We start from the raw sequence: 14,241 nt of genomic DNA, 5'->3' as shown, positions 1-14,241 counted from the left end.
TATTTCCAGCGTTGCTTCTCCCCAAATGAAAAAGGCATGTGAACGTAAATTTGTTCTCATGCCCTTTTTTTATACCCCTTTTTTCAATTCTGCTTGCCAAGCTGTACGATAACGAAAATAATTGCGCGTTCCCAAAAATAAATTCATAGCCCCTACAATCAGCATGATCAATGCAACGACAATGCGGATCGTATCGAGCGAATCAAAAGTAAACTGATTGATGCCGAACAAAGAAACGAGTATCCCCAATGACACATTCATCTTCCCCAGCAGCATACGCGATTCAAGCGGATGGATGCCTCGTCTGCGAGCATGGATACTATAGTAGACGCTGGCTACTAGGGAAGCGAGAATACTGGTCATGTAAAAGGCAGACCACATAGATGGATTCATCCTTTCTAGCCATTCTGGTATTACTCATCCTACCAAAATCAGGGGATAACGGTCAAACACAAGCAAGAACGTTTGTTCTTATCGTCCGTATGCGCTATACTTCCGGTATAATGTAAGAGAGAAAGTTTCAATCGTGAAAAGTGAGAGGGGTAATATCATGACCTCCTTTGTCCATTTGCATGTTCATACGGAGTACAGTCTGCTGGATGGAGCAGCACGTATCGATGCGCTAGTGAAGCGAGCCAGCGAATTGGGCATGCATGCACTGGCGATGACAGACCATGCCAATCTGTACGGGGCGATCCCGTTTTATAAAGCTTGTCTGGAGGCAGGCATCCAACCGATTATCGGGATGGAAATATACGTAATAGAGGGAAATCTTCAAGATCGCGTGCGAAATGCACCGCCGCCTAGTCATCTGATCGTTCTCGCTGAAAACGAAACGGGCTACCGGAATCTCCTGAGGCTGGCGACAATCGCGAACACAGACGGCAACTACATCCTTCCGCGTCTCAACAAAGAAGTGTTGGCAAAGCATACAGACGGCCTCATAGCTCTAAGCGGCTGTCAGCAAGGGGAAGTACCCAAGCTGTTACTGGCTGGAGAAGCGGACGCTGCGAAGGAAGCAGCCCGCAAGTATCAGCGAATGTTTGGAGAGCAGCATTTTTACTTGGAGCTGGCTGATCACGGACTGGAAGTGGAGCGCAGGCTGAATGCTCGTCTCGTGAAACTGAGCCAGGAGACGGGGATTCCGCTAATTGCGACGAACAACGTTCACTACATCCACAGGGAGGATCACCAGCAGCATGATATCTTGTTGGCGATCAAGGAAGGCAAGACGGTTGGCGAAGAAAACCGTTTTCGCTATGAGACGGATCAATACTATCTGAAAAGTGCCGAGGAAATGGCGGCGCTCTTTGCTTTTGCTCCCCAGGCGTTAGCGAATACGATAGCAGTTGCTGACAGGTGCAAGCTGAACCTTACCTTTGGCGTGCATATTTTGCCGGAATTTCCTTTGGCAGAGGGACAAGATTCGACGCAGTATTTGCGTGAACTGTGTGAAAAGGGCTGCCGGGAGCGGTACGGCGAGATTACGCCAGAGGCACAAGCGCGTCTGGATCACGAGCTGGCGATTATTACAGGGACGGGCTTCACCGATTACTTCCTGATCGTATGGGATTTCATGCGGTACGCTCACGAGAACGGGATACCGACTGGACCTGGACGCGGGTCTGCGGCAGGTAGCCTGGTGGCGTACGTATTGAAAATCACGAATGTCGATCCACTTCGCTTTCACTTGCTCTTTGAACGCTTCCTCAACCCGGAGCGGGTGACGATGCCTGATATTGATATCGATTTTTCCGTAGAGCGTCGTGACGAAGTCATTCACTATGTAGCGAGCAAATACGGTCATGATCGCGTCGCCCAGATCATTACCTTTGGTACGATGGCGGCTCGTGCAGCTGTGCGCGATGTTGGACGGGCGCTAGGCTTGTCTTTGGGCATCGTGGATCGTGTTGCCAAAATGATTCCGCAATCGCCAGGCATGACGATTGAACGGGCGATGCAGATCAACCCGGATATCGGCAAGCTGTGCGCAGAAAACAAACAGGCAGCACAACTGATCGAAACGGCAAGGGGCGTAGAAGGTTTACCGCGTCACGCCTCTACGCATGCGGCGGGTGTCGTCATTTCGCGTGAACCGCTGACGAATTACGTTCCATTACAGACGGGCAACGAAGGCTTGGCCCTTACTCAGTATCCGATGGAGATTCTCGAAGAAGTCGGTTTGTTGAAGATGGACTTCCTCGGCTTGCGCAATTTGACAATCATTCAGGAGACGTTGCGTCATTTGCAGGAGCAGGGAATATCGCTTGATCTGGATAAGCTGCCGACAGACGACGAGAAAACGTTTCGCATGCTCTCCCGTGGAGAGACAACCGGCATTTTCCAATTGGAATCTTCGGGGATGCGCAATGTGCTGCGAGATTTGAAGCCGAGCAGCCTTGATGACATCATTGCGGTTCTGGCATTGTATCGCCCGGGGCCGATGGAGATTATCCCGCAGTATATCGCCGCCAAACACGGGCAGAGCAAAGTGCAGTACGCACATCCGGTACTCGAGCCGATTTTGCGGGAGACGCACGGTTTTATGATTTATCAGGAGCAAATCATGCAGATTTCCTCAACACTGGCAGGCTTCAGCCTTGGTGAGGCAGATATTTTGCGCCGAGCGGTCGGGAAAAAGAAACGGGAGCTATTGGCGGAGCAGCGGGAGAAGTTCGTGGCCGGTTGTGTCCGGCAAGGGTACGGAGAAGAGCTGGGCAATCAAGTCTACGATTTGATTGTGCGCTTTGCCGATTATGGCTTCAACAAAGCCCACTCGGTTGCTTATGCGGTTATCGCCTACCAGATGGCTTATTTGAAAGCAACGTATCCGCTTGCGTTCATGGCAGCGCTATTATCCTTGTCCATTGGAAGTCAAACGAGGATTGCCGAATACACGGAGGAAGCGCGGCGACTGCAGCTTACCGTACTCGGGCCTGACGTAAATAAGAGCTTGGCCTACTTTACAGTGGAGCAGGATGCGATTCGCTTTGGTTTGGCCGCAGTGAAAAACGTCGGCTACGGTGCCATTGAATCGATCGTGAAAGAGCGCAAAGGCAGACCGTATCGCGATGTCTTTGATTTTTGTGCGCGCGTGGATGCGCGGTTAGTCAATCGCAGAGTAGTAGAGTCGCTCACTTTATGCGGCGCGTTGGACTCGTTGCCAGGCCATCGCAGTCAGCTTTTGCTATTGCTGGATGAAGCGGTAGGGAAGGCAAACAGCAAGAGAATTGAGCGAGACGCCAACCAACTCAATCTATTTGCGGGAGAAGAAGATACGACACCTTTGCGCGAGCCAGCAGAATATCCCGAGGTACCGCCGCTCTCACATACACAGCAATTAAAAGAGGAGCGGGATTTGATCGGGGTATACATCTCCGGTCATCCACTTGATCAGTTTGCTCATGTCGCGAACCGCCCGGAAGTATCGGTTATCTCTTCGTTGGGGGATGTGCCACGCGACAAGACGGTAAAAGTCTTTGGAATGATTACGGAAGCCAGACGCATCCAAACGAAAAAAGGGGACCCGATGGCATTTATTACGCTAGAGGACAAAACCGCACCAGTAGAGCTGGTCGTTTTCCCGCAGGTGTATGCGAAGTACGGGCCACTGCTCGAGCGCGAACAAATCGTCGTGGCAGAAGCCCGAGTCGATCACCAGGAAGACATGGTCAAGCTCTTGGCTTCCCGCTTCTGGGATGCACAAACGCTGCCGCAGCCGAAGTCTGAGACTGTATTATTTGTCAAAATATCTGCAGAGCAAGAGCACGATTCGACGCTGCAAAAACTTTCACGCTTGTTTGTCGAAAAAAAAGGAACGATTCCTGTTATCCTCTTCTACGAGGGAAAAAGACAGACAATTCGCCTGCCAGAAGCAAATTGGGTAGACGTAGATGAGTCATTTTTGGAGCAAGCGCGAGAAATTGTGGGGCCTGACAGCGTAATTCGGAAAGAAATGCCTATAAATTGGGGAGGATGAGGAATGTCCTCCCTTTTTCGCCGTTTTCGGCAGGTTTACAGGAGAACAGTTTTTTATTATATTGAGAGCATAACTCAATGAGTGGTCAGACCACTTGGAATACCCCAGGCGTTTTTACTGCCTACAAGCAATCATAGAAACTATTATCGTGAAATGGAGTGGGATCTCATGTCCAACCTGAGAGAGGAAGCACTGGAGCTTCACAGAAAACATCAAGGAAAATTGGAGGCAGTGACCAAGGTACCCGTTCGCAATGCTTACGATCTGAGTCTAGCCTATTCTCCTGGGGTTGCTGAACCTTGCAAAGATATTTTCGATGACAAGTCCAAAGTGTACGATTACACGATGAAAGGCAATCTGGTTGCAGTAGTCAGCGACGGTACTGCCGTACTGGGTCTCGGAAACATCGGACCAGAAGCAGCAATGCCGGTTATGGAAGGGAAAGCGGTTTTGTTCAAATCCTTCGCAGGCGTAGATGCATTTCCGATCTGCTTGAATACGACAGATGTAGATAAAATTGTAGAGACAGTAAAACTGCTCGAGCCTACTTTTGGTGGCGTGAACTTGGAAGATATCGCAGCTCCTGCATGCTTCGAAATCGAAGAGCGTCTGAAGCGCGAAACAAACATCCCGATTTTCCACGATGACCAACACGGTACAGCAATCGTTACAGCGGCAGGTCTGATCAATGCGCTGCGCGTGGTGGACAAAAAGCTGGAAGATATCCGCGTAGTAGCGAACGGTGCAGGTGCAGCTGGTATCGCAATCATGAAGCTTTTGATTTCCATGGGCGTGAAAGAAGTCATCATGGTTGATACAAAAGGAATCGTGTACGAAGGCCGTCCATTCGGTATGAACCCGGTGAAGGAACAAATGGCGAAAATTACGAACCGCAGCATGCTGCAAGGTGACCTGGCTGATGCAATGAAGGGCGCTGACGTATTCGTCGGTGTATCCGTAGCTGGCGCTGTTACACAAGACATGGTTCGTTCGATGAACCGCGATCCGATCATTTTCGCTATGGCAAACCCAGTACCAGAAATCATGCCGCAAGAAGCAAAAGAAGCAGGTGCGGCAGTAATCGGTACAGGCCGTTCCGACTTCCCGAACCAAGTAAACAACGTACTGGCATTCCCGGGAATCTTCCGTGGCGCGTTGGATGTACGTGCAACGGAGATCAACGAAGAAATGAAGCTGGCTGCTGTATATGCAATCGCAGACCTGATCACGCCAGAAGAGCTTACTGCGGATAAAGTAATTCCTTCCGCATTCGATCCACGTGTTGCGCCAAACGTAGCTGCGGCAGTAGCAAAAGCAGCGATGGAAACAGGTGTTGCTCGCATCACAGTTGATCCGGAAGAAGTAAAACAAAAGACAACGAAATTGACAGCTATCTCTTACCAAGAAGCGTAAAATACTCTTTATCGAGGCACAGACGACGCCCTCCGCGAAAAAACGTAGGCTTCTTACAAACGTGGAGGGTGCTCCTCGTTGAAGGTACGAGTAAGGGGGATAATCGTGCTCGACTCTTCTCAAGATCGAAAGGTTTACGAAGGAATTCTCCTGCAACTTCATGAAATCATTCAGGAGCAAAACTTGCGGCCCGGGGACAAGCTGCCGTCTGAGCGAGAGCTGTCCGAACAACTGGGAGCAGGGCGTTCCTCTGTACGCGAGGCTCTTCGGGCTCTCGAGCTGCTCGGACTCATTGAGACGCGTCGCGGAGAAGGCACCTTCCTCAAGCATTACCGGCACAATCGACTGATCGATATTCTTGGCTTTTTTATCCTACGGGATACCAAAACCAAGAAGGACTTGATCGAAATGCGGCGAATGCTAGAGCTGGATGCTGTCCGCCTAGCCTGTAGACGGGCGACGGACAAGCATTTTGATGAAATGGAACGCATCCTGGCCATTGCAGAGGAAAGAGTAGCAAGGGGCGAGGTACCTGCGGAGGAAGACTATCAGTTTCATCGTGTCATATGTCGCTCCAGCCGTAACTCGATTTTGCATCGCATCTGGACGCCTTTGGTTGAGTACAGCAACAGTATTCGCATTGAATCACTGTCGCGCGAAGGCAGAGCAAGTGCAGCACTCGTAGAGCATCGACAGATTATGGAAGCCATTCGCGAAGGCGATGTGAACGTCGCATTAGAGAGAATGAAACAGCATTTGGAGAACAGCAAGCTTTAGTTTTCCCTCAATTTGCGAGGGGCGCTGGCGCTGTGATATGATGATGCAGACCTGTATTGGACGATTGAGGAGGAAGCCAGCATGTGGACGGTCATCTACATCGCTCCTAGCGCTAGAATTGCAGAACGGATACAGCAACGTTTGACAGATGAAGGGTTTTTGGTAAAGGTTCGCGAAGGCAGGGTCTCCAAGCAATACGAGATTCTCGTGCCCGAGAGCGAACTAAACGAAGTCCGGGATGTTCTCGGCACGATCCTTCACTGAAGAGAAAGGTGGGTGTACCTGTGCTTAAAGATCTGTTTGGGAAAAAGCGCAAATTCGCTACAGTTCCTTCAGAGACACTAGCACGTGTCCCTGCTTCCACCGACATGAGCAAGGAAGCGGGTACGAAAGAAAAGGAAGTCCCTGAGGGATTGATGAATAAATGCCCACATTGTGGGACGATTCACTACTCGAAGGATTTGGAGAAGAACTTGCGCGTCTGCAAAGGCTGCCAGTTCCACTACTCCATGTCCGCTCCAGAGCGTCTGCAAGCGCTTCTGGATGATGGGGTTCTGACAGAAGAATTTGATGCCAATTTGATAACAGCCAATCCACTCGGTTTTCCTGGCTATTTGGAAAAACTGGAGCAAGATATGGCCAACACCAATTTGAACGAGGCGATCATTACAGGTGAAGGTCTCCTGAGTGGGAACCGCATCGTGATTGGGGTCATGGATTCTCGTTTCCGTATGGCGAGTATGGGATCGGTCGTCGGGGAAAAAATCACGCGCGCAATTGAGCAAGCGATCGAACGGCGTTTGCCTTTCATTTTGTTCAGTGCATCTGGTGGAGCACGCATGCAAGAAGGTGTGTTGAGCCTGATGCAAATGGCGAAAACCAGCGCAGCGTTGTCTCGATTGGATCGCGAACGCTTGCTGTTTGTCTCGGTCATGACAAATCCTACATATGGTGGGGTATCAGCGAGCTTTTCTTCGTTGGGAGATTACAATATCGCAGAACCAGGAGCTATGATCGGTTTTGCTGGGCGTCGAGTCATTGAGCAAACGATCCGTCAGGAGTTGCCAAAAGACTTCCAAACAGCGGAATTCTTGTTAAAAAACGGGCAACTCGATATGGTGGTACACCGTAAGGATATGCGAAATACGCTGTCCAAACTGGTAGAGATGCACACGTCTCGGGAAGGAGTAGAAACATGGCAGGCGAGCTCTCCTTTGAAAAGCCATTAGTAGAATTACAGGATAAGATTAAGGAATTGCGCCGTTTTACTGAGGAAAAGGGAATTGACTTCTCTGACGAAGTACAGCGTCTCGAACAAAAATCAAAAGAGCTTGCTGTGCAAATTTACGGCAATTTGACTCCATGGCAACGCGTACAGCTGGCTCGTCATCCGGAACGGCCAACGACTTTGGACTATATACAACTACTTTTTACTGATTTTATCGAGGTTCATGGAGACCGTTTGTTCGGAGACGACCATTCGATTGTGGGTGGAATTGCCAAGCTGGATGGACGTCCGGTTACGGTTATCGGTCACCAAAAAGGGAAAGACACGAAAGACAACATCAAGCGTAATTTCGGGATGGCTCATCCAGAAGGCTACCGGAAGGCATTGCGCATTATGCAGCAGGCGGATAAATTCGGTCGCCCGATCATCTGCTTTATCAATACATCAGGGGCATATCCTGGAAAAGCGGCAGAAGAGCGCGGTCAGAGCGAAGCGATTGCTCGCAATCTGCGTGAAATGGCGACATTTGGCGTGCCGATTATTTGTATCGTCATCGGGGAAGGCGGAAGCGGCGGAGCCTTGGCGATTAGCGTAGGTAACCGCATCTATATGTTGGAGAATTCCTATTACTCCGTGATTGCACCGGAGAGTGCCGCCGCGATTCTCTGGAGAGATTCCAGCTTGGGTATGCGGGCAGCGGAGACGATGAAAATTACGGCACCTGATTTGTTGGAATTAGGAGTCATTGATGGAATTATTGATGAACCATTCGGAGGAGCCCATCGTGATTTGATCGCGCAGGCAGGCATGGTCAAGGCGGTCATCACGGAACAACTAGAACAGCTAGGGCGTTTAACTCCAGATGAATTGATACAGGACCGTTACGAGAAGTTTAAGCAGATCGGAGAATTCGCCTCCCTGTAAGAAACAGGGGGCGTTTTTTTCTTTTTTCTCCGAGGAAAATCTGCTACAATCGAAGTCGGATGAAAGAGTTATCAGAGCTTTCAAAAAGTATGGCACATATCTTTTGATTGTATAACAGATATGAGGATTTGAGTGATACAGCATGTTTCATACAAAGTATGGTACATACTGTTTCCGTTAAATGACATGCTAAAGACGATACGATTGGAGAGGTGGATTCCATGCGGAAACTTGCAGTTCTCACTAGCGGTGGAGATTCTCCTGGAATGAATGCCGCAGTCCGGGCGGCTGTACGTCGTGCTCATTTTCACGAGGTACAAATGTTTGGGGTTTACCACGGATACGAAGGGCTGATGAGGGGAGATATCACGGAGATGTCTCTAGGCTCTGTTGGGGATATTATCCAACGGGGAGGAACCATTCTCTACTCCGCTCGCAGTGAAGCGTTCAAGACGGAAGCCGGACAGCAAAGAGCGGTGGAGCAATTACGTACTCATGGAATTGAGGGTCTGATTGTCATTGGGGGAGATGGGTCGTTTCGCGGTGCGCAGAAGCTAACCGAAAAAGGCTTCCCGACTATTGGCGTACCGGGTACGATTGATAATGATATTCCATGCACCGATTTCACGATCGGGTTTGATACGGCATTGAATACCGTTGTGGAAGCAATCGATAAAATCCGCGATACGGCCACTTCGCATGAACGCACGTACATTATTGAAGTAATGGGGCGAGATGCTGGCGACCTGGCATTGTGGGCAGGGCTTGCGGCTGGTGCCGAGTCCATTATGATCCCGGAAGCGTCGCAGGAGATGGACGACATTATTGAGCGACTGCATGCTGGACAACGCCGTGGCAAAAAGCATTCCATCATCATTGTGGCGGAAGGGGTAGGAAGTGCCGCTTCGTACGCCGAAGCGATCACGAAAGAGACAGGCTGGGAGACTCGTGTGACGGTACTCGGTCATATTCAGCGTGGTGGTTCCCCTACTGCGATGGACCGAATGCTGGCAAGCCGAATGGGTGCCGCAGCTGTCGATTTGTTGCTGGAAGGCAAGCAGGACCGAATGGTTGGGATTCAGAACAACCAGATCGTGGATGTTGATTTTCAAGAAGCATTGGCGAAAAAGCATCAATTGGATTTATCTATTTATCAATTGGCGCGCACGCTATCTATATAATACTGACAGTTTTCGGAGTGTCGAGGAGGCTTACATCCTATGTTAAGGAAAGCAAAAATTGTGTGTACCATCGGACCAGCGAGTGAATCGGTTGAAACGCTGAAAAAACTCATCGAAGCAGGAATGAACGTAGCGCGTTTGAATTTCTCGCACGGTTCCCATGAGGAGCATGCGGCGCGAATTGTAAACATTCGTCAGGCATCAAAAGAAACCGGGAAACCCGTTGCAATCCTGTTGGATACAAAAGGTCCTGAAATTCGCACGGGTACGCTTGCAGTAGATGCAGTCGAGCTCGTAGAAGGAAATACGCTGATCCTCACCACGGAGGAAGTAGCGGGTACCGCAGAGCGCGTCTCCATTACGTATCCGGAATTGCCTGGTGATGTAAAAATCGGCGATACGATCTTGATCGACGACGGCTTGATCGGGTTGACTGTACAAGAAGTGAGTGACACCGAAATCATCTGCTTGATCAAAAACGGCGGAACACTGAAGAGCAAAAAAGGCGTCAATGTTCCTGGTGTCAAAATCAACTTGCCAGGTATCACAGAAAAGGATGCGCAGGATATCGAATTCGGTATTGAACAAGGAGTCGATTTCATTGCGGCTTCCTTCGTCCGAAAAGCTTCGGATATCTTGGAGATTCGCCAAATCCTGGAGCGCCATAACGTGCGTATCGATATTATCGCGAAAATCGAAAACCAGGAAGGCGTCGATAATGTAGACGAAATTTTGGTAGTAACAGATGGAATCATGGTTGCGCGTGGTGATTTGGGCGTAGAGATTCCGGCAGAAGAAGTACCACTTGTTCAGAAGAAGCTGATCAAAAAATGTAACGAACTCGCGAAGCCAGTTATTACGGCGACACAAATGCTTGATTCCATGCAGCGCAACCCACGTCCAACACGTGCGGAAGCGAGTGACGTTGCGAATGCCATTTTCGATGGGACAGACGCAATCATGCTCTCTGGAGAGACGGCTGCCGGTAAATACCCGGTTGAGTCTGTCGAAACCATGGTGCGCATTGCTGTACGTGCAGAGCAAGAGCTGAATTATCGTGAGATCTTGTACGCACAAGCACAGCTCAAACAAGTGACGATTACCGATGCCATCAGCCAAGCTGTATCCAATGCAGCACTGGATCTGGACGCAGCGGCAATCATTACTGCGACTGAAAGCGGACACACAGCTCGCATGGTATCCAAGTTCCGTCCAAAAGCACCAATCGTGGCTGTAACGCCGCACGAAGCGATTATTCGCCGTCTTGCACTCGTAAATGGCGTGTATCCGGTGAAGGGCGAAATGGCGAATAGCACCGATGAAATGCTGGAGATGTCTGTTCAAGAGGCGCTTGATACAGGCTTCGTTCGTCATGGCGATCTCGTTGTGATCACAGCAGGCGTGCCTGTGCGTGAGGTTGGGACAACGAATCTGATGAAAATCCACGTCATTGGGGATGTGGTAGCAAAAGGACAAGGAATCGGCCGAAAAGTTGTCACCAACAAGGTAGTGATTGCCAGATCCGCTGAAGAGGCGCTGGCAAAGGTAGAAGAAGGTGCAATCCTGGTTACCATCGGTACCGACTCCGATATGATTGAAGCGTTTGGCAAGGCTGGAGCGGTGATTTGCGAAGAGGGAGGACTTACTTCTCACGCAGCCATTGTAGGCCTGAATCTCGGCATTCCAGTCATCGTAGGTGTGCAATTTGCAACGGATGTATTGAAGGACGGGCAAATCGTAACGGTGGATTCTGAACGTGGGCATATTTATTCAGGACATGCCCGGATTCTGTAGGTAATACTATTCAACTTTAATGAAGAATGCCTCTGAAGGGTGACCAAGTGTCACCCTTTTTGGCTTGGTGGAAAAAGGATTAGCCGACGAACTGCTTGATAAGTTTTACCAGATAACGGCGATTATTAGGTGATGCAAAGCGAGTGGGAATCTGTTAAAATCGGTCGGTGGCTTTGTGCCAGAACGGATGAAATCCATACGTTCGGGGTTTCCAAATCATGACAGAATGGGTGTTGTAGGGCTCGTTCTCAGGAAAAGGCTGAACGTAAAATGGTCCTTTTGTACGTCCAATGTTCGGGATTTTGTGTCAAGTGTTTTTTTAGGGTGAACACAACATCTAGTATTGTCGAAAATTATTTTGCACAATATATAGGTGAAACTATTGAGTTTTACAGATAAAGATAGTTAAACTAGAGAGGAAAGATTCGAAGGAGGAACGATATGCTGGCGACCGAAACCGTATCCCGAACTCAATTTTTGCGGGATGAATTCTTAAATCAATATCCTGATTTTCCGAACCATATGAGTCCTCTTGGACAATTTGTTTACTACCGTACTTATTCTCGCTTTGTACCGGAAAAAGGAAGACGGGAAACGTGGAAAGAAACTTGCCGCCGCTCGGTGGATTACAATATTAAGCTGGCTTATCAGCATTTGAACAAAATCGGAATGTATGCCGATTCCCGCGCAATGGAAAAAGAGGCAGAAGGATTGTTTGACAACATGTTCAACCTTCGCCAGTTTTTGTCCGGCCGTACCTTGTGGGTTGGCGGTGCAGACAACGGCGTAGCGGATTTGTATCCGTTGGCGAACTTCAACTGCTCCTTCCTGAACATCAAGTCTTGGGATGACTTGGGCGATTTGTTCTACCTTCTCTTGGTAGGAACTGGCGTAGGCTTCAAATGCACGAAGGAAATGGCTGCTGGACTGGGCCCGATTCGCACGAATGTCTCGCTGCTTTCTTCTGAATACAGACCGCTGCCAAAGCATCAACGCCTGGAGCGCTCTGAGCTGAATGTACTGGATAACGGCTTTGCCAAAATTTATGTGGGAGACAGTAAAGAAGGCTGGGTAGAATCCCTCCGTCTCTACCTGCAAATTTTGACAGATTCCACTTACGAGCACATTCACACCGTGAAAATCTCTTATAACAGCGTGCGTCCGAAAGGCGAGCGACTGAAGCGTTTTGGCGGTACAGCTAGTGGTCATGAGCCGCTTCGCGAAATGTTTGAAGGAATCGATAAAGTGTTGAAAAACCAAATCGACCAGCATTTGGCACCAATCGAGAGTGATGAAATAGGATACGGTAAAATCCGTCCGATACATATTCTCGACATTGGAAACCTCATCGGAGCAAACGTTGTGGTAGGTGGCGTACGCCGTACAGCGGAAATTTTCCTGTTTGATCACGATGACTATGAGTGCATGCTGGCGAAATACGGCATCAATGGTTTCTGGACGGAGGATCAGCTGAACCATCACCGTCGTGTAGGCGAGCTGTTGGGAGAGCACAAGCCTGTATGGTTTGACAGCATCCAAAACGTAGGAGACGGACGCTTTGGTCTGGATCACCGCCGTATGTCCAACAACTCCATCGCCTTTACCAAACAACCAACTAAGCCATTCTTGAACCTCGTGTTCACTTTGATGCAATTGGAAGGCGAACCAGGCTTCATCAACCTGGAAGAAGCAAACCGTCGCCGCCCAAATGCAGAGGGCTTGAACCCTTGTGCAGAAATCCTGCTCGATTCTTATGGCGTCTGCAACCTGACGACAGTCAATCTGGTTGAATTCGTGAAGGATCGCGGGGATGGCTCCAAGTATCTGGATCTCGATGGCTTGCTGGAAGCACAGCGCAAATCTGCTCGTGCCGGTCTGCGCATGACGCTGGTCACGTTGGAGCTGCCGCATTGGGATACCGTTCAACAGCGTGACCGCTTGCTCGGAACTTCTCTTACTGGAGTGAAGGATGCGTTGGCATCCCTTGGCTATACAGAAGAGCAAGAGCTCGAACTGCTGCGCCAGCTGGGCGATGCTGCTCGTGACGAGGCGAACCGTTATGCGTATGAGCTGCGTGTGAACTCTCCACTCTTGGTAACGACTGTGAAGCCGGAAGGTACGCTGTCTCAGGTAGCTGGTGGTGTCTCCAGCGGTCTGCACTGGTCCCATTCGCCGTACTACATCCGCCGCATTCGCATTAATGCTGAGGATCCATTGGCAAAAGCGGTACAAACTCTCGGCTGGACAGTCAACCCAGAGGTAGGAACACCAGGCGAAACGTATGAAGAGCGCATGGCAAATGCACGTACACTCGTCATCGATTTCCCTGTAGCATCAGGGGCAGAAGAAACGAAGAACGAAGTAAGTGCAAAACGCCAATTCGATACGTACTTCCGTTTCCAGAAGGAATATACGGAGCACAACTCTTCGAACACCATTACTGTACGTAAGGAAGAATGGGCAGAAGTAGAAGACATCGTATACGATAACTGGGATAATTTCGTAGGTGTATCCTTCTTGCAATTGGATGGCGGAAACTACCAATTGGCTCCTTACGAAGAGTGCACCAAAGAACAGTACGAGGCATTAAAGCAGTCCATGAAGCCGTTTGATCCTGCGATTTTGCAGCAGTATGAAACTGGCGGCGAGGCTGATCTGTCCACGGCTGAATCTTGCGAAGGCGGAGCTTGCCCGATTCGCTAAGCGATCCGAATTATATAAGACAGGGGGAGACTGCAAAAATCAGTCTGCCCCTGCTTTTTTATGTGGCTGCGGTGGAGAGAAGAATATTTCCAGTCTAGGCTCCAGGCTCCGTCCTGCTGAGGGCTGGGACTGTCCGCTCCGCAGGGATTCGCGGGGAAACGCAAAAGTGGTAGCCGCTACGCCGCGCGGGCACGGTTGCGTTTCTGTTGCCCGCGAATCCCTTCTCCGCTCGGTAGGACTCC

The 14,241-nt window shown here is 49.8% G+C and carries 11 protein-coding genes; 9 read left to right on the top strand and 2 right to left on the bottom strand.

Going from position 1 to position 14,241, the window contains the following annotated elements:
- Nucleotides 1-69: 69 nt before the first annotated feature.
- Nucleotides 70-381, bottom strand: coding sequence for a YtpI family protein (locus KB186_RS26245; RefSeq protein WP_232774679.1), 312 nt, complete (start codon nucleotides 379-381; stop codon nucleotides 70-72).
- 169 nt (nucleotides 382-550) lie between these two features.
- On the opposite strand from KB186_RS26245, the gene KB186_RS26240 reads away from it, so the two are divergent.
- The 9 genes from KB186_RS26240 (at nucleotide 551) to nrdJ (ending at nucleotide 13,999) form a co-directional block, all read left to right on the top strand.
- Nucleotides 551-3,979 carry a DNA polymerase III subunit alpha gene (locus KB186_RS26240; RefSeq protein ID WP_232774678.1) on the top strand — a complete coding sequence of 1,143 codons (3,429 nt, stop codon included), beginning with the start codon at nucleotides 551-553 and terminating at the stop codon, nucleotides 3,977-3,979.
- 168 nt (nucleotides 3,980-4,147) lie between these two features.
- Complete coding sequence (gene ystJ, locus KB186_RS26235; protein ID WP_017250746.1) at nucleotides 4,148-5,392, top strand: NADP-dependent malic enzyme; 1,245 nt, start codon at nucleotides 4,148-4,150, stop codon at nucleotides 5,390-5,392.
- A gap of 105 nt (nucleotides 5,393-5,497) precedes the next feature.
- Nucleotides 5,498-6,169 (top strand): FadR/GntR family transcriptional regulator, encoded by a 672-nt coding sequence (locus KB186_RS26230; protein ID WP_047070614.1) that lies wholly within the window; start codon nucleotides 5,498-5,500, stop codon nucleotides 6,167-6,169.
- A gap of 81 nt (nucleotides 6,170-6,250) precedes the next feature.
- On the top strand, nucleotides 6,251-6,433 hold the full coding sequence (locus tag KB186_RS26225; RefSeq protein ID WP_173608876.1) for a glutamate decarboxylase: 183 nt from the start codon (nucleotides 6,251-6,253) through the stop codon (nucleotides 6,431-6,433).
- Between the two features lie 20 nt (nucleotides 6,434-6,453).
- Nucleotides 6,454-7,398 carry an acetyl-CoA carboxylase, carboxyltransferase subunit beta gene (accD, locus tag KB186_RS26220; RefSeq protein ID WP_173608875.1) on the top strand — a complete coding sequence of 315 codons (945 nt, stop codon included), beginning with the start codon at nucleotides 6,454-6,456 and terminating at the stop codon, nucleotides 7,396-7,398.
- Nucleotides 7,365-8,321 (top strand): acetyl-CoA carboxylase carboxyl transferase subunit alpha, encoded by a 957-nt coding sequence (gene accA / locus KB186_RS26215; RefSeq protein WP_173608874.1) that lies wholly within the window; start codon nucleotides 7,365-7,367, stop codon nucleotides 8,319-8,321. The genes accD and accA overlap by 34 nt, the downstream gene beginning before the upstream one ends.
- A gap of 221 nt (nucleotides 8,322-8,542) precedes the next feature.
- On the top strand, nucleotides 8,543-9,502 hold the full coding sequence (pfkA, locus tag KB186_RS26210) for a 6-phosphofructokinase (RefSeq protein ID WP_173608873.1): 960 nt from the start codon (nucleotides 8,543-8,545) through the stop codon (nucleotides 9,500-9,502).
- Between the two features lie 39 nt (nucleotides 9,503-9,541).
- On the top strand, nucleotides 9,542-11,296 hold the full coding sequence (gene pyk / locus KB186_RS26205; protein WP_173608872.1) for a pyruvate kinase: 1,755 nt from the start codon (nucleotides 9,542-9,544) through the stop codon (nucleotides 11,294-11,296).
- 441 nt (nucleotides 11,297-11,737) lie between these two features.
- Complete coding sequence (nrdJ, locus tag KB186_RS26200; RefSeq protein ID WP_173608871.1) at nucleotides 11,738-13,999, top strand: ribonucleoside-triphosphate reductase, adenosylcobalamin-dependent; 2,262 nt, start codon at nucleotides 11,738-11,740, stop codon at nucleotides 13,997-13,999.
- 39 nt (nucleotides 14,000-14,038) lie between these two features.
- On the opposite strand, the gene KB186_RS26195 is transcribed toward nrdJ, so the two are convergent.
- Nucleotides 14,039-14,241 (bottom strand): hypothetical protein (locus tag KB186_RS26195; RefSeq protein WP_232774677.1); only part of this gene is annotated, 203 nt, incomplete at its 5' end.

Origin of the sequence: Brevibacillus sp. AF8, assembly GCF_021270385.1 — a bacterium.
Taxonomy (GTDB): domain Bacteria; phylum Bacillota; class Bacilli; order Brevibacillales; family Brevibacillaceae; genus Brevibacillus.
This window is presented reverse-complemented; position numbering and strand designations above follow the sequence as displayed.